The organism is Lewinellaceae bacterium, from assembly GCA_020636105.1.
GTDB lineage: Bacteria > Bacteroidota > Bacteroidia > Chitinophagales > Saprospiraceae > BCD1.
In genome coordinates this window covers 1,159,128-1,176,389 of sequence record JACJYL010000001.1, presented here as the reverse complement: position 1 = coordinate 1,176,389, position 17,262 = coordinate 1,159,128, and the positions used below count along the sequence as shown (strand labels likewise).

The window sequence follows — 17,262 nt, the reverse complement described above, 5'->3', positions numbered from 1 at the left end:
AGCCGTTTTTTTACTTGGCGGATTTATGCGGGAATGTATATCGGAGGGGAGGTTTGTTCTTTAAAAATGGGAACAATTGGCCGGTGAACTCATTGAAAGACCGGAAACTTGTGTGAAAATTAAGTAGAAAATGGAAGCATAATAACGAAAACGATCAAAGGCAATTCCCTAAAAACGGTGGGTCAGAAAGTCATTGTAATCTTTAAACCCGGCGTAAAGATGATTCATAGGTTTTACCTGTGTCGCTGCCAAATCGCTCAAAAACTGATCTGTGATCTGCTCCCCGGTTTTGTCATTATCGAAAAAGGTAAAGGCTGTTTGATAACCGTGGGCTTTAATGAAATCCAGCACGGGATTTTTATAGGAAGCTGAATTAAGAATAATAACATCTTCCTGTGGAAGGGTGATTATCTGATGGGTCAGATAGCTCAGGAAGTCCAGGAATCCTTCAAAAACAAGCACGGAGGTATTGTCACCTGCACCTTTGAAAAAGGAAAAATCCTTTTTGCCGATACTGCTTTTGAAATACCGGTTGCGGATTTCAAAACCGTCCGATTTGTTTTGGATGCCAAATGCAAAGTAGGTTTTACCACTTTCAGTATTCTTGTAGTGAATCTCTGACAGGTAAGGAAAAACTACATCAAGGCTGATCTTGCGCTCTCCGGCCAAATAACCCAACAAAGCCTTATTGGACAGCCTGACTACTTCCACAAGCTCCAGCGTGGAATTGGGCTTTTGAGAAGAAAAAAGGTTCTGCGATCTTGCCCCTTTTGTTTTTTCAAACTTCTTCGAATAAAGCATCCTATCCAGGAATTGAAGGGCATCTGAAACATTGGAAAGATTTTCATGTCGCAGGATAAAATCAATAACCGTGCCTCCCATATCACCGAAATCATTCCAAATCCATTTTCCGCCAAGGTATGAAGTATGAAAAGAGGCCTCCTGCTCTGTTCGGAAAGGAGATTGATACCAATATTCATTCCCGCCCTTTTTTATGGAAATCGGTTCATATCCAAGACGGGACATAATCTCTGGCAGGGATATTTTCTTGGCTTGCTCTGTATTCATATTTCGTTAAATCTGGCTTTAAAGAAAAAACGATGTCGTGCTTTCTTGCTATATGGATTTCTTCTTTTCGTACTCTTCAAAACATAAAATGAGCAATTCGCTCATTGGCATTTCATGGTTGGTAGCAAAGTTTTTGAATTTCTTTCTAAACGACGAAGGCACCTTGAAATTAAGCGGTTTCTTTTCCTCCTTTTCAGTAACAGGCATATTGTCACTGGCCTCTTCTTCTTTTGGAGGCATACCTTTTCGTTGAACAGATTTATTGGGTTTGGCGAGATTAGCCATACTGCACCTCCTCATCATTAAGTTGCATTACCTGATTATAAATATTTTGAATTAATTCATCCACGACCAAATTTATTGACGGATATTTTGTTTCATTGGCTGCCAATCCTTCATCCGAGCATTGACCGATTGATGTTTTTTCAGGGATCATCCCCAGGTAAGTATATCCGGAAATGGTAATGTACTCCCTTGCTGCCTCAAACTCATTTTTGCTGTTGCCAACCCGACTCAAGCAAAATCCGATTTTTGCGGATGGAACGCCTTTCTTTTTCAATTCATGGGCGAGCTTCACCTGCGGCTCAAGGTCATCTGCGGTTACGCCGCTTGGTAAAATGACAAAATCACACACTTTCGCAATTTCAAGTGTTTGTCCATCTGCCTGTCCTACTCCGTCAAAAATGACCAAATCATGGTTTGGCTCAATTTTTAAAACATCCTTCACCGAAGAAAAAGGCTCGGCAGAAATCCCCGGAACAATTTCATTATCCATTCTTTTGCGGTTCCAGATTGTAGATGTGGACTGTTTTAAATCCATATCAGCAATTTTGACATTCCACTTGTTACGGGCAAATTCAACCGCCAGCGAACGCACCAGAGTAGATTTTCCAACACCACCTTTTTGGGAAAGTACACCAGTTCTCATAATTCCTTCCTTTTGTTATTTGCTGATCTTAGCAGAAGAAATCGTTTAATTGCAGAAAAAACGAAAGGAAGACTGAAAGAAAGGCGGTTTTCGTGCTGGCACGATGTAAAGATGCAACGATGTCGTGCTTTCGTGCTTTAAAGAATTCTTATTTACTCCATAAGCAGATACCTTTATCTTCAAGATCATTTATCAAAATCCATAAAGATTCTCTTTTCAGTAGTAAATTTTGAGAATGGTGAGCCTTAGCGAACTCATTACAAGGCGATGCGAAGCATCGGGCGGAGTGAGCGAATGCGAACGGAGGGTAGGTGCTTAGTGTTATTATATGTTAATACTTACGTTAGTGTAGTGTTACGCCCTCAAAGGATCGCTTGAAAATTTGGGAAACTGCGGCTTCCATAATATTAGGGATTCCTAAAGTACCGTACGGCTATTCCCAAAGTATCGAACGGAAATTCCTGAAGTACCGTATGGAAATTCCTAAAGTATCGAACGGTTTTTGAAATGATGAATTGAGGAATTGATCTTAAATTATCTACCAAAAACGGAATATCAGGGTGATCGTTCCTGAAGTACCGAAATTTTGGCTTGAAATAGTTGTAAAAAGCGGTAATATGATTCCTGAAGTACCGAAGATAACGTATGACTGAAGCCTCAAAAAACTTATCTCTTTTGCCCGACAGGCACCCCACGAAAGATTTCTTTATTGCAGATATTTTCGATAGCCTGCCTTTCAAAGATGATATTGCCTCAATGGAGCATCCATTATTTTCACTTTCCAAGAAAAAGGATGTCAGGGACCTGGAGTATCAAAACGGCAATATTAAGATTACAATAAAGCCAACCACTGACGGTCTGCCCACTATTTTTGATAAGGATGTGTTGCTGTATTGTGGATCACTTTTGATGGAACAAATCAACAAAGGTATCATTCCGCCCAAAACATTGAGAGTTTCCAGTCACGACCTATTGGTGGCTACCAACCGACAGACAAACGGAAAAAGCTATAAACTCTTGAAAAAAGCTCTGGATAGGCTGAAAGGTGTAAGTGTCAAAACAAACATCACAACCAATAAACGGGAAATAACCAGCGCTTTTGGGTTGATTGAAAGCTATGAAATAGTGGAAAGCAGCCGGGTAAAGGACAGAATGATAAAACTGCAAATAACACTTTCTGACTGGTTTTACAATTCCATTATCGGAAAAGAGGTCCTCACCATTCACCCTGATTATTTTCGCCTCGGCAAAGCCCTGGAACGCCGGATTTACGAAATCGCCCGCAAACACTGCGGCAACCAATCGGAATGGCCTATAAGCCTGGACAAACTGAAAGAGAAAACCGGATCAACCTCCACACTCCCAAAATTCCGTTTCTTCATCAAAGAAATCGTAAAATCCAATCATCTGCCGGATTACACCATCGGCATTTCCGATAATGACCTCGTCACCTTCCGAATCCGAAAACCAATTATCGAAATTGATGATCTGCCCTACATCAAACCGGAAACCATCCTACGTTGCAGGGAGATTGTCGAAAATTCCGGTACTGGCCTGGATTTTTACTCGATCCATCAGCAGTTTTCGCAATCCTTGCTCAATGGGTTTAGGCCGGAGAATGTGGATGGTGCTTTTGTGGGGTTTGTGAGGAGGAAGGTGGGTGGGTAGTATTAATTTTTTCTTTTTAACACTGCATCCCCATCACAATTCCCCTTTATTCCTTTGTATTCAGCATGGTACTCGAATCTGGAATTTTCAACATCAAAATTCATTTCACCCGTTAATTCTCTATCTAAACCATTTTCAAATAATTTCGCAACTAATTGACCATTTTTTATGATGCCTTCCAAAAGTACATCTTTGTGAGATAAAGGAACAAATTTCCCATTTACCCATTCTCCAATTTTTTTTCCTGTTCCTTTTATGACTGATTTTCTATTTTGCGTAATTTCTATTTGATATAGAACTTCTACGCCATTTAATCTTTCTTCATTGATACAATTTTTTAAAACAGAACGTAATTCCCAAGAACCTTCAAAATTATTTTCAGAAGGAATTTCTTGTTCAATCTTATCAAATTCTGCCACGTTACCAAGCTTGGTTGGGAAATATCCATGATAAACGGCAAAGCCTAATATTGCAAGAATTAGCAGTAAAATTATTATTGTTTTTGAAGAACTACTCATCGGGGAAAAAATATAATCATTTTTCGAAATCCATTTCCTTATCGTCTTTGTTTTTATCTTTAGCAACTGGAGGAGGTAAAGTATCCTTCCGCAAAGCATCCAAAAACTTCTCTTTACCCTTCTCTTTAATAGAAAGCTCACTTCCTTCAACAAACCCCTCAAAAAAAGGCGTTTCAACGCCCTGCAAGCCTTCTGTCAGTTGCTTGCCAAGAGGTGTACGGTATTTCCCGATCAGATAGCCGGTATTAAAGCCAGCCAGCCTGTCTTTTTCATCATTCATCATTTTCGGATTTTGTGCTGTTTTCAATAAAATCAAGAATGGACTGCCTGCGGTAAACAATATGTTTGGAGCTTATCCGTCGGAAATCAATTTTCCCATCATCGCGATATTTCTGGAAAGTCGTTTTGGAAGCGATTTTCAAAAGCTGCATGGCCTCCTTCTCATCCACCCAAGGATCAAACTGGAACATCTCCTCCTGCTTTATCTGATTAGCAACCTCTTTCAGTAATGCTTTGAAGGCATCACTTTCTAGGCAGATAATTTGCATGTTGGAGGTGAATTCTGGCATGGAGGAATTGATTTTTGTAAATATAAATCAATTATCATGAAAGACAAAAATACTGAAATATACCTATCGGTTATGTTCCCTAAAGATTGTTCTCTACCTGCATCAATTTAGAGGTGCAAATTATTATTTTATTACATGCTTTAGGTGGTCTTTTATTTCGTATAGATTTATTCCAAAATTTTGGGCATCCTCTGGCCGGATGGTAATAATCAATTTATCCGAAAATTTATTTTGAATTGATGCTTTTACAAATGATTCAGCAATCAATGCTATCATTTTTTTTCTAGAAACTTTTATTCGTCCCCTTCCAGTCCCAACCACTGGAACGGCTAATTCTTGTAACTCACCGTTTATTCTTACATATTCCCACAATCCATTTAATGCAGTTTTAATATCTGGAATGGATGAAGAAGCATTACCTCCTTCCCCAATTTCTGCCATTACTGTAAAATAGAATGTTTTTCCATGAGTATGTATTGAAATAGTAGTTCCCATTGGATAAGGAGGAGTCATATTAATGGCATTCAGTCCCTCTTTTATCTTACTTATCAATTCACCTTGATTTCCTGTATAATACTTTGCTGTAAACTGACCTTGTAAACTATCTACCGCAATCTTACCTCCAGCCACATCTGCCTCAAACGTTGTGTTAGTACTAATCATAGTTGCGCCTGAGATATCGAACAAATTGGCGATCCTAACTTCAATTGAGAAGTCATATTCATTGAAAGGAATAATGATAGATTTTATTGGTCTTTTTAGAAGAATAGAAATCAGAACAGAAAGAGTAATGAATACGAAGAATGCATATGATCCATATTGGTCTCTTGTATAAACCTGAAAGAAATCCAATGTTTCAACTATGAGCCAAAAAATACCAAAGATAGCAAGTATAGATTTCAGACCATCTAAAGAAAAAATGTAGCGCCAATAAGCACAGCTTGATATTGAATTAATTAAATACTTCATTCTTGCTAACACTTGTAAAAGTATGTACCTGCCTTGCATTTAGATGCAACCATAAAATCTGGATCATTAAGTGCACTTTTTATTAGAATCTTTTTTTTCGGTATGTGCAGCGTTGGAACATCACTCATTGAATCTCTAAAAATCGGTAATTTGTCCCACAGGTTAGTTATTTGTTTTTTAAAGGTTTCTGATTGGCAATTTATTATATCACTTTTTTCGGTATATTCTGGATAAACAACTATAACTGGCAATCCTTGATTATTAATTCCATAATCCATCTCCTCTCTGATTGCTCTTGAGCTCTTTGTTAGAGAACTCAAAAACAATATTATGTTTTTCGACTTTCTGATACGTTCACGAATTCTTGGTTTTAATGTTGATTCCCAATTACTGCTATCTCTTACGTTATAATTTTTATTGTGCGAATCATTGAATGGAAATGATGAATCAGCACCTTTCCACGCTCTAACCATATTATAATAAACAAAATCTTTTGTCGCATGAGCACCAAGGCTGCTTTCGCTAAATGGTTCACTCACATAGAATGCTGAATAATTTCCGTTTCTATAAGCCATATCTCATTTCTTTTTTTTCAAATCTACCCAAGCGTTAAAAATAATTGAATGCAATTTTTCTCAATATACATATAGTTACCATATTTTCTATATGAATATAAAAGATACTCAAATTTTAAGAAACAACCTTTATTCCTTCAGTAATATTGATAGTTTCAATACATTTTCACTATCTTTACAAAGCTTCAAAACGACAACTCAAACGACAACGCTCCCTCTCGGGAGCGCATAAGTCGTTGGAAATCAATGGTAAGATTTTAAAGATAGTAGCCCCGCCAGGACTCGAACCTGGATCTAAAGTTTAGGAAACTTCCATTCTATCCCTTGAACTACGGGGCCATTTTTGGTGGCTGGGCGGCAAAGATACACCCTGAATGTTAAAATGAAAAGCATGCAGGAAAAGTTTCTTTATTTTTGTAAAAATTTTTCAGAATGAACATCGAAGTTTTCAGAGATTATTGCCTCTCTAAAAAGGGCGTGGAAGAAACTTTTCCCTTTGGACCGGAAACCCTGGTTTTCAAAGTAATGGGTAAAATGTTTGCCCTGACCGGACTGGACAGTGCCGAATTTACTGTCAATTTAAAATGTGACCCCGACCGGGCCATTGAGTTGCGGGAAGAATATCCGGAAATCCGACCGGGCTGGCACATGAGTAAGGTCCACTGGAATACCGTTTCCTTTGAAGAAAGCCTGGAGGATGATTTTTTATTGGAGCTCGTCGATCATTCTTACGACCTGATCGTGAAAAGCCTGCCCAAAAAAATACGATTGGAGTGGGAGCGTATGTAGGAATGATTTTATAGGAGGGCCTCTATTGATTCCATAAGTACTCCTTGCGTCCCTTGCGCCTTCCTGGCGTGCCTTGCGGTTAAATTATTCCAGGGTATTGACTGGTTTTTATCCTCCAGCTTTAAAAACCCCCTGATACCAGGTGACCGAATTTTTGAAATACATTTCATTTTCAGGGACAAATCCCGCTGCTTTAACCATCGCATCTGTATTTCGGTTCAGGTTGCATCCTTCTCCGAAGGCTTTCCACAGTGGATTGACCCAGTCCTGCATTCTGCCGTGCCAGTGGTGTTTTGACCTGATGTGTTCAAGGATGACCAGCTGGCCTTCCGGTTTCAGCCATCGTCTAAACTTCTGAAGGGCTATTTCAGGATGGGAAATGGTGCATAAAACCAGCGTACAAACCACAGCGTCAAGGCTCCCGGGTTTGATCAGATCTTCCAGCGACTCATCGTTTACACCAAGATGATACACCTGAATATTTTTTCCCACAGGAATCCTGGCAAGGGCTTTTTTCATCATGGGCATGGAGGGCTCAATTGCTAAAACATTTGCTTCCGGATGGAAAAAATCAAAATTCACTCCCGTTCCAACGCCCACTTCAAAAATGTTGCCGCGCAAATGTGCGAGCAGTTCCCGTCGGTTCTTTTCCAACGATTTCTCAGCTGATGACATAAACGGATCGTAGGCCGCCGCAAATAGTTTTTGATATAGTTTGCTCATATTCTTGAATACTTGAATGATTTAATACGAGAATGATTCATTTGTTTTCTTGTTTCCCTGAAAGAAGTACCTTTGACGAATGAATCAAACCGTTTCCAAAAAGATCGACTTTCTCATCGTCGGGCAGGGTATTGCAGGGACGATACTTGCCCATTTTCTGCTGGAAGCCGGCCGCTCCATACACATCATAGACGATGCTGATCCGGCAGGTTCTACAGCGGTGGCTGCAGGGCTCATCAATCCCATCACCGGCAGGCATTTTGTCAAGTCATGGCGTGTTGAAGAGTTTCTTCCCACGGCGGTGGAAACTTATAAGGTTTTGGAGCGAAAATTTAACACTAAATTCTATCATTCCCGCAATATTGTCAGGGCTATTTTTAATGCAGGTGAACAAAATGAATGGCTGGCCCGCAGTGCAGAATCCGGATACGACCGTTTTGTTGTGGAAAATGTGGATGCAAAAGCCTTTGAACAAAAGATTTCACAGGTTTATGATTTTATTGAAATTGGCGAAAGCGCAAGAGTGGAGGTGGGTAAACTGATCGATCATTACCGGACTTTTTTTAAGGCAGAAGCCTGTTACACCCAGACGAAATTTGATTTTGACTTGCTCGAGATTGGGGAGGAAAGCATAAAGTACGAAGGATGGGAAGCGAAAAAGATCATTTTTTGCGAGGGAGCCAAAGTAAAGGACAACCCGTATTTTAATTACTTGCCTTTCCTTGGAGACAAAGGGGAGGTTTTGATCGTCAAAATTCCGGGTTCTGGTTTTGATAAAATTCTCAAACATAAATTGTACCTGATCCCCACTGAGGAAGCCGATACTTATTGGGTTGGTGCCACCATGGAGCGTGATTTTAAAAATGTGTTGCCTTCTGAAAAGGGAAGAAATTACCTGCTAAAATTATTGGAAAAGATCCTGTCCGTTCCCTTTGAAGTGCTGGACCACCAGGCAGCCGTCCGACCCACCGTCCGGGATCGCCGGCCATTTATCGGTTCCCACCCGACCCATAAATCCCTGTTTTTATTCAACGGAATGGGGTCTAAAGGCACCTCACTTGTTCCATTCTGGGCAAAGCATACCGTACTACATCTTTTGGAAAATACTCCCCTGGACAAAGAGGTAGATGTCAAAAAATACGAACGCTACTTTACCGAATAATGCGAACAATGATTGAACCCACTTCGGGGTTCTTTCGATTTTCCTCTGTTTCCCACAGGTTACACCCGCGGTTATTGATGTTTTATCTTTTCAGGATATTCCAAATCTCTTAAAGACATTAATATAAATAACCCGGGTAAAAAACTCAATTTTTCTAAAATATCTTTGAAAATGGAATATGTAAAGCGTAAAAAAAATAGAGTTTTTACACATTAAATAATCATGTTATTTAATAGATTTTTAGCCTTTTTACACAACCCCGGAGGTCGCTTCGCTCCAATTGAACCAATTGAACCATTTGAAAGTCCCTCCGTCCTTTCGTCCTTATTCCCTTGTTGTCAAACCGACTCCGTCATATCAAGCGAATCATGGTCCAATTCCAGGTAACCGTCCTCGTTGTACATGAAGGAACGGACAAATTTCCGGTTGGGAATGATCTGGGTAAAGTCGTAGGAATGCATTTTGAAAACTTCCTGGGCATAGGCATCGTCGTAATATTCCAGCAGGATGAAAAGTTCCGCTTTGAGCGCCAGTATTTCTTCCTCTGAATATTGATAAAGCGGACTGTCCTTATCGATTTCGTGCACCAGGGTCCAAATGGTGGGTAAAGCCTGGATGCTGTCGCGTTCGAGGGAAAGTTGATAGAATTCACGTTTAAAATCTCCCAATGGATCTCCTTTGGTGATTCCCAGCGAGACAGATACCCTCGGTTTGATCATCATATTGGTCCGGTTGTTCATCAGGCGGAACATCAACGCTTTTCCCCCTTTAAAATCTCGGTAAACCATGTTGGAACTAAACCTTACTGAAGCGGAGGGTCTTGCAAAACGGCCATAAAGTAATCCCGTGATGAAGGAAAAACTGAGTAATCCGATCAAGGCTTCAAAAGTGGACACGATATTGGCCATGGTTCCATGGGGTGAAATGCCTCCGTATCCGACCGTGGTAACCGTTTGGGCGCTAAAAAAAAAGCCGTTCATAAAATCTTTGAACAGGTTACCGCTGGGTTCGGTGATCGATTCAATACCGATAAGAAAATACGTGAGCCCAAAAATAATATTGAGCCCAATGTAACTTAAGGTGACAAATATGAAAAAGTTGGCCCAGGAAATTTCGATGAGTTGTAGGTACATGTCGGAAATGGTCCACCTTTTGTTTAGATGGACAACAGTCGTTGCCCCATTATCGGTGATGTACCTTTTTGCCTTACTGCTGGAAAAGAGCCCGAATCCGGGATCCATTATTCTGTTTGCCATGGTCTGTAATTTTTCTTTGCCAAAAATAAACAAAAAGAGAAAGCCATCACCCGTGGCAATGACTTTCTCTGAAAATGATTTGGCTTAACGCTACCCTGATTTTTGATTTAGCTGTGCAAAATGTTTATGGCAATCAGTGGTTATCTGTTCGTGGGATGGCGGATTAGAGGCTTTTAAGGTCTGATATCCACTTCAAAGGAGAATTCATAGTCCTCAAGGGAAGCTTCAGGATTCTTTACAACCGCTTTTCTGGCGGCAAAGAATTTTATTCTTCCCAGTTTTTGGGTTTCGTACAATTCTTTTTCAAAGAAATAGGGCTTTACCTCGTATTCCCCGGATTGTAACAACCCCAATTGATATTCATTCAGGTTGGTAAAAAGCTGTTGTGTTGCATCCATGGAGAAATAGTCCACGATAAAGGGGCCCGATCCTACGCCGGTAGCGCCGTTGACGAGATCATCTACGAGATCATTATGAGGCGCTGCAATTCCGACAATGATGACTTCCGGCAGGCAGCGGCATCCGTTTCCGCTACAGTCTTTTGCGGTATCACTCCACCTTCCATTTGAATTTCCCCACTGGGAACGTTCAGTTGATTGGAACGGATCTTTTTCGCAATTGGTAAAAGCAAACATTGTAATGGCAAGGATCAATGTGGTCAGAAAATAGTTTCTCATGGTCTTGAATTTTTTAGTTTTTAAAAAAGTATTTTTGTTATTTACACCATGATATCAAACGGATGAAAAAATGTTACCCTCCGGTTCGTATCTCGTTATTTTCAAAGTTCAAAAATCAACCTCCAACAACGAGCAACGAGCAACGAGCAACCAGCCACCTGTAACCAATTATTTATGCATTCTCTATACTTTTTGCATCCGTATAATAGTTATTAACAAAAAACAGGATTCCAGATATGACAAAAAAGCACTTCCTTCGGGTATTATTCCTCATTAACCTGGCTTTAATGAGTGGTAATGCCTTTGCACAAGATGAAAAGACTATGAAATTTACCAATGATCCTTACACACAGGATTGGAAAGAAATTACTGAACTTGATCAGCAACGATTACCCCAATCAGCCCTTGAAAAAGTTGAGGCCTTGTACGAAAAGGCCCAAAAAGACAACAATCCCGCTCAGGTCGTAAAAACCACCATATACCGGTTAAAGTATTTCAGGGAACTGGAAGAAGACGGGTATATTAAAGTGTTGAATAAACTTGAATCTCAAGCCAATACAGCGGATTTCCCTACCAAACAAATTTTGCAGTCCATGCTCGGGGAACTCTACCAGAATTATCTTCAGCAAAATTACTGGCGCCTCAGTAATCTGACCAACACGCCGGAATATAAATCCGATGACATTGGCACCTGGACGGCAGAACAACTCATCGAAGCCAGTTCGTTGAATTACGAATGTTCTGTGGATGATAATCGGTTGGCAAAAGTGGAAATTGAGTTGTTCCGATCCATCTTTACGGGAGATCCGAATGCCCAGAAATTACGGCCGACCCTTTTTGATTTCCTCATGAACAGGGCCATCGATCATTTTATGAACGACCAGGCTTACCTGACGGAACCCAATTACAAATACTACATCACCGGGGAAGAACCTTTCCTTGATGCTGCTTCATTTGTGGGTCATTCATTCGTTTCCAGGGATACGAGTTCTCAAAAGCTGAAAACAATTCATCTTTTCCAGGCTTTGCTGTCCAGGCATTTGGAGGACCGGGATCCGGCGGCGTTAATCGATGCAGACCTGAAAAGACTCCGTTTTGTTCACGCAAATTCAACCAGTGAGTTCAAAGACAAATGGTACCTGAGTGCGCTCGAACGATTGGAAAAGAAGCACCTGGGAAATGAGGCTGTTTCGGAAATCCTGTATGCCCAATCGGGGGTTTATTACAACAGCGGATCCAGCTATGTTCCTGTTTCGGCACCGGAAGGGCAATGGGATCTCAAAAAAGCATGGGAGCTGTGCAACAAGGGCATGACCCTCCATCCTAATAGTTATGGTGCCGGCCTTTGTATGGAAAGGGTTAGAGATATCGAACAAAAAAGATTTGATGTAAGTATTGAAGAGGTCAATTTGCCAAACAAACCAGTACTCATTTCCATTCAGTACAAAAATACTCCGGAAGTATATGCGAAGGTCGTCCGGCTAACGGAAGAAGACCTTGAACAATGGTCCCGGATGGACAATAACAGTATTATCGGTTTTCTCAACAAAAAAGAAGTCGTACATCGCTGGCAGGAAACGCTTCCCAATGAAGGAGATTTTCAAAACCACCGCACAGAAATCATGAGCGAACCGATGTCGGTTGGGTTTTATGCCCTTTTGGTAGCGGATAATCCAAACTTTAAGGAAGGAGATGAAAGGGTGGCTTACCTGAGTTTCACCGTTTCAGAAATTGGTTATTTGTATAAAAAATTGTCGGGCAAGGACCTGAAAATTGTAGTCGCCAATCGCGAGACGGGAGCCCCTTTCCCCGGGGTGAAGGTGGAGTATTTTAAAAATGAATACGACAGAAAAGAAAGAAGAAACAAGCGGATCAAAATAAGCGAAGACTTAAGTGATGCGGATGGTTTTGTGGATCCTAAATTCAGAGAAAATCAATATTTTGTCATCCGCCTAAGCCACGGAAAGGATGTTTTGCTGCCCAACGACGGGTATTCTTTAAATTACCGTGACCGGCCTTCTGATGAAAAATACCAGCTTACCCGTTTTTTCCTGGACAGGGCGATCTACCGGCCTGGACAGACCGTTTATTTCAAGGCCTTGTTGATGGAAAAAGACAAAGACGGTATTCCCGGCATTTTACCCAATAAAAGCGTAACCATAACCTTCCTGGATGTCAACTGGCAGGAAGTGCAAAAACTGGATCTCCGATCCAATGAATTTGGTACGGTCCAGGGATCATTTGTGGCCCCGGAATTTGGGCTTAGAGGAAGCATGTCCCTGAAGTCCAGCGTAGGTGAAAACAGGGAGACATTCAGGGTGGAAGAATACAAACGACCGAAATTTGAGGTCGAAATGAAAGCCCCAGAAGAAAATGTTAACCTTGGCGATAGGGTAGTGGCCAAGGGCGTGGCGACAGGTTATGCCGGTAATGCGATTGACGGGGCTATGGTAAAATACAGGGTGGTTCGTCAGGCCAGGTTTCCCTGGTGGCCCTGGTGGTATCGCAGGCCTATGCCTTCAGGGGGAGAGATGGAAATTGCCAGCGGAGAAGTAAAAACAGCGCCAGACGGTACCTTTGCCGTAACTTTTGAAGCTTTGCCGGATTTGTCTATAGGAAAGGATCAAAAACCTTCTTTCCAGTTTACCGTTTATGCCGATGTGGTCGATATTACCGGCGAAACGCATTCTGCTCAACGGAGCTTCAACCTGGCTTACTTAAGTTTACAGGCAAAACTTGATGTTCCGGCCACCGTGCAGCGGCAGGACATGGTTTCTTTTGGCATCTCTACCACTAACCTGGATGGCAACTTTATCCCTGCACGCGGTAAAATCGAAGTGTACCGCCTCCAGGAACCCGAAAAGGAATTCGTGAGCCGTTATTGGGGAATGCCCGATAAACCAATGATCAATCAGAATAAATTCAACCGGTTGTTCCCGCATTTTGCCTACGGCGAGGAAGACCAGGTACAGCATTGGCCACAGCTGGAAAAAAAATTCGTGGGTTCTTTTAATACCGAAAATTCAAAGGAACTACAATTGAAACTTGCTTCATGGGAAACAGGAAGTTATGTGGTTATCCTTCAGACAAAAGATGATAAAAGCGGAGAGTTGATCGAAGATAAAGGCTTTTTTAACCTTTACGATCTCAACACAGAAACCGTTCCTTCCACAACTACCCTTTGGTTTAGTCCGTCAAAATCCAAATACAAAGCGAATGAAACCGCCGAACTTAATGTAGGAACAGCGTTCGGACCGGTACATTACCTGCTGGATGTTGAACGCAGAACCGATAAAACAGCGGATATCCGTTGGGGACTGGCCAATAATTTAAGTAACCAGCGCATTCGGTTGAGTGAAAAAGATAAAGGAGGCCTGATTTGTCATTTGGCCTATATTAAAAATAACCGGGTGTTTACCAATGTCCAGAACATAGCCGTACCCTGGGAGGATAAGGAATTGCAAATTACCTATTCAACATTCCGTGATAAACTGAAACCAGGGCAAAAAGAAGAATGGCAGATAAAGATCAGCGGCCCTGAAGGGGAAAAGGTAGGCGCTGAGGTACTGGCCGGTATGTATGATGCCTCGCTGGATGCTTTTGCGCCGAACAACTGGTCTGCCGGGTTCTTCCCAACTTTTAATTACAGTTATGCCCAATGGAGATCTACCTCTTTTGGACAAAAGTATGCCAGTGCTCAGACATATCGCGATTATACAAGACCTGAGAGGGTCTATCCTTCTTTAAATTGGTTTGATTTTTACAACGTATATTTCGGAAGGGGCAATTATTATGCAATGGAAGATGATGACGGGGTGCAGGTTAGGGCTAATGTCATGCTAAAATCGGCTCCTGCCATGGCCGATGGTGCTCCGCCTCCGCCACAGCCCGAGGAGCTGTCAGAAATGGTCGTCACTTTTGACCCGCAAATGGAAAATGCTCAAGGGAAGGTTGTTTCCATGGAAGAAGCATCCGCACCGCCTGTTAGTGTCAGAACCAACCTCGATGAGACGGTCTTTTTTATGCCGCAATTGCGGACCGATAAAGACGGCAATGTGGTCATCAGCTTTACCATGAACGAGGCACTGACCAAGTGGAAATTCATGACTTTTGCTCATACCACGGATCTGAAAACGGCCATTGGTGTCAAGGAAGTGATTACCCAAAAAGAACTGATGGTACAGCCGAATCCGCCAAGATTTTTCAGGGAGCGGGATGAGATTTATTTTACCGCAAAAGTCAGTAACCTGAGTGAATCAAAATTGTCAGGGACTGCCCGTTTGGAACTTTTTGATGCCCTGACGATGCAGCCGGTGGACGCGTTATTAGGCAATGCCAATGCCGAAGTTTCCTTTGAAGCCGAGGCCGGTCAGTCGGCGCCACTGTCCTGGAAATTAAATATTCCGGTGGGCAAGGTGATGGCCATTACCCATCGGGTGACGGCCCGCGCCGGCAGTTTTAGCGATGGGGAAGAAAGTGCTTTGCCCGTATTGACCAACAGGATGCTGGTCACGGAAACTATGCCGATGAATATCCGGGGCGGTGAGAAAAAGTCTTTTGACTTTGCTGAAATGGAAAAGGCGTCACATTCACGCACTTTGCAAAATCATAAACTGAGCCTGGAATTTACTTCCAATCCTGCCTGGTATGCCGTGAAATCATTGCCCTACCTGATGGAATACCCATACGATTGTACGGAACAGATCTTCAATCGTTATTATGCCAATGCCCTGGCTTCTTCGGTGGCGAATAAATATCCAAAAATCAGGAAGGTCTTTGATCAATGGAAAGATACTCCGGCGCTGGAAAGCGAATTGTCGAAAAACCAGGACCTTAAAGCAGTTTTACTGGAAGAGACTCCATGGGTGCTGGCTTCCCAGAGTGAGGAACAACAGCGCAAAAACATTGGCTTACTGTTCGACCTCAACAAAATGGGGCACGAAAAGGAGGCAGCATTGAATAAACTGAAAGAGAGACAATCTCCTTCGGGTGGATTCGCATGGTTCCCGGGAGGGGAAGATAGCCGTTACATCACCCAGTATCTTGTGGAAGGCATGGGCCACCTGAAACATCTAGGAGCCGAAGATTTCAACAATAATCCCGGTGTAAAGCAGATGTTGGATAATGCGATCGTTTTTATGGACGAAGAACTGAAATACGAATACGCCGAATTGGAAAAAGAGGTCAAAAAAGGGAGGACTACTTTCGCCGAGGATCATTTGAGTAATATGGCGATCCACTATCTTTATACACGTTCTTTTTTTGATAATCAAATCGACCAGGAACTGTCAAAAATCAGGGAATATTATCTGGGACAGGCAGAGCAATACTGGACCAAGAGAGGGATTTACCAGCAAGGCCTTATCGCCCTGGCCCTGCAAAGAAGTGATCGTTCCAAAGTAGCGGCCGATTTGGTTCGTTCTTTCCGGGAAAGAGCACTGCAAAGTGAGGAAATGGGCATGTACTGGAAATATGACTATGGTTATTTCTGGTACCAGTTGCCGATTGAAACCCACGCCCTCATGATTGAGGTTTTCGCGGAGGTGGCCAAAGATGATAAAGCAGTGGATGAACTGAAAATCTGGCTCCTGAAAAACAAGGAAACGACCCACTGGGAAACCACTAAAGCCACGGCAAATGCCGTTTATGCCCTCCTGGCCAATGGCTCCAATTGGTTGGTGGAAGATAAACCATTGAAAATCAGCCTGCCAAAGGCCAAGGAGAAAGAGGTGTCCATTCGTAAAGCCATGGGAACGGCAGAAGCCGGTTCCGGTTATTTCCGGGTCGATTGGCAGGACAACGAGATCAATCCTCGAATGGGTAGCGTAAAGGTGGAAAACCAGAACAATGTGGTGGCCTGGGGCAGCATGTACTGGCAATACTTTGAAGAATTGGATAAGATAGATGTTTTCAAAGAAACGCCGCTGACGCTTAAAAAACAGTTGTACCGGGTGGATAATTCGGATAAAGGTCCTGTTTTGCTTCCTGTGAACGATAAAAATGGGTTGAAGCCAGGAGATAAAGTGACCGTAAGGATTGAACTGAAGGTGGACAGAGACATGGAATATGTTCACATGAAAGATATGCGTGCCAGTGGGTTTGAACCTATGAATGTGCTGAGTACCTACAAATGGCAGGGAGGTTTGGGCTATTACGAAAGCACCGGGGATGCTGCTACGAATTTCTTCTTCAGCTACCTGCCGAAGGGAACCTATGTATTTGAATATCCTGTGCGGGTGGTCCACAAAGGAGATTTTTCCAATGGAATAACGACCATTCAATGTATGTATGCGCCAAAATTCACCAGCCACTCCGAAGGAGTACGGGTTAAAGTAGATTAATAATGAGGTTGTAATATTT

At 42.1% G+C, this 17,262-nt stretch carries 15 protein-coding genes and 1 tRNA gene; 4 read left to right on the top strand and 12 right to left on the bottom strand.

What is annotated here, in order from left to right; genetic code table 11:
• Positions 1-168: 168 nt before the first annotated feature.
• From H6571_04310 to H6571_04300, 3 genes are read right to left on the bottom strand one after another with little or no spacing between them, the layout of a single operon-like run.
• Positions 169-1,068, bottom strand: coding sequence for a toprim domain-containing protein (locus tag H6571_04310; protein MCB9322945.1), 900 nt, complete (start codon positions 1,066-1,068; stop codon positions 169-171).
• Between the two features lie 48 nt (positions 1,069-1,116).
• The gene (locus tag H6571_04305; GenBank protein ID MCB9322944.1) at positions 1,117-1,353 is read right to left on the bottom strand and encodes a hypothetical protein; all 237 of its coding nucleotides are present in this window, start codon (positions 1,351-1,353) and stop codon (positions 1,117-1,119) included.
• Positions 1,346-1,996 carry a ParA family protein gene (locus tag H6571_04300; GenBank protein ID MCB9322943.1) on the bottom strand — a complete coding sequence of 217 codons (651 nt, stop codon included), beginning with the start codon at positions 1,994-1,996 and terminating at the stop codon, positions 1,346-1,348. Before H6571_04300 ends, H6571_04305 begins: the two co-directional genes overlap by 8 nt.
• A 645-nt stretch (positions 1,997-2,641) precedes the next feature.
• Between H6571_04300 and H6571_04295 the strand changes: the two genes are divergently transcribed.
• A complete protein-coding gene (locus H6571_04295; GenBank protein ID MCB9322942.1) occupies positions 2,642-3,664 on the top strand; it encodes a replication initiator protein A in 1,023 nt (340 codons plus the stop codon).
• 2 nt (positions 3,665-3,666) lie between these two features.
• On the opposite strand, the gene H6571_04290 is transcribed toward H6571_04295, so the two are convergent.
• The 6 genes from H6571_04290 to H6571_04265 form a co-directional block, all read right to left on the bottom strand.
• Entirely contained in the window at positions 3,667-4,182 is a 516-nt protein-coding gene (locus H6571_04290; protein MCB9322941.1) for a hypothetical protein, read from the bottom strand.
• 16 nt (positions 4,183-4,198) lie between these two features.
• Complete coding sequence (locus H6571_04285; protein ID MCB9322940.1) at positions 4,199-4,465, bottom strand: hypothetical protein; 267 nt, start codon at positions 4,463-4,465, stop codon at positions 4,199-4,201.
• On the bottom strand, positions 4,455-4,751 hold the full coding sequence (locus H6571_04280; protein MCB9322939.1) for a helix-turn-helix domain-containing protein: 297 nt from the start codon (positions 4,749-4,751) through the stop codon (positions 4,455-4,457). Before H6571_04280 ends, H6571_04285 begins: the two co-directional genes overlap by 11 nt.
• Before the next feature lie 123 nt (positions 4,752-4,874).
• A complete protein-coding gene (locus H6571_04275) occupies positions 4,875-5,720 on the bottom strand; it encodes a hypothetical protein (protein ID MCB9322938.1) in 846 nt (281 codons plus the stop codon).
• A gap of 5 nt (positions 5,721-5,725) precedes the next feature.
• Positions 5,726-6,295, bottom strand: coding sequence for a TIR domain-containing protein (locus tag H6571_04270; protein MCB9322937.1), 570 nt, complete (start codon positions 6,293-6,295; stop codon positions 5,726-5,728).
• Between the two features lie 267 nt (positions 6,296-6,562).
• Positions 6,563-6,634, bottom strand: a tRNA-Arg gene (locus H6571_04265).
• A 93-nt stretch (positions 6,635-6,727) separates the two neighbouring features.
• On the opposite strand from H6571_04265, the gene H6571_04260 reads away from it, so the two are divergent.
• Positions 6,728-7,084, top strand: a complete 357-nt coding sequence (locus H6571_04260; protein MCB9322936.1) for an MmcQ/YjbR family DNA-binding protein — start codon at positions 6,728-6,730, stop codon at positions 7,082-7,084.
• Positions 7,085-7,192: 108 nt separating this feature from the next.
• Here the strand turns inward: H6571_04260 and H6571_04255 are convergent, their stop codons facing one another.
• Entirely contained in the window at positions 7,193-7,807 is a 615-nt protein-coding gene (locus H6571_04255) for a class I SAM-dependent methyltransferase (protein MCB9322935.1), read from the bottom strand.
• A gap of 79 nt (positions 7,808-7,886) precedes the next feature.
• Between H6571_04255 and H6571_04250 the strand changes: the two genes are divergently transcribed.
• Positions 7,887-8,969: an FAD-binding oxidoreductase gene (locus H6571_04250; GenBank protein MCB9322934.1), complete on the top strand. Its 1,083-nt coding sequence runs from the start codon at positions 7,887-7,889 to the stop codon at positions 8,967-8,969.
• 338 nt (positions 8,970-9,307) lie between these two features.
• Here H6571_04250 and H6571_04245 read toward each other — a convergent pair whose 3' ends face one another.
• Both H6571_04245 and H6571_04240 read right to left on the bottom strand, forming a co-directional pair.
• The gene (locus H6571_04245; protein ID MCB9322933.1) at positions 9,308-10,225 is read right to left on the bottom strand and encodes an ion transporter; all 918 of its coding nucleotides are present in this window, start codon (positions 10,223-10,225) and stop codon (positions 9,308-9,310) included.
• Between the two features lie 173 nt (positions 10,226-10,398).
• Complete coding sequence (locus tag H6571_04240) at positions 10,399-10,902, bottom strand: hypothetical protein (GenBank protein ID MCB9322932.1); 504 nt, start codon at positions 10,900-10,902, stop codon at positions 10,399-10,401.
• Between the two features lie 236 nt (positions 10,903-11,138).
• On the opposite strand from H6571_04240, the gene H6571_04235 reads away from it, so the two are divergent.
• Positions 11,139-17,243: a hypothetical protein gene (locus tag H6571_04235; protein MCB9322931.1), complete on the top strand. Its 6,105-nt coding sequence runs from the start codon at positions 11,139-11,141 to the stop codon at positions 17,241-17,243.
• The last annotated feature ends 19 nt before the right edge of the window (positions 17,244-17,262 follow it).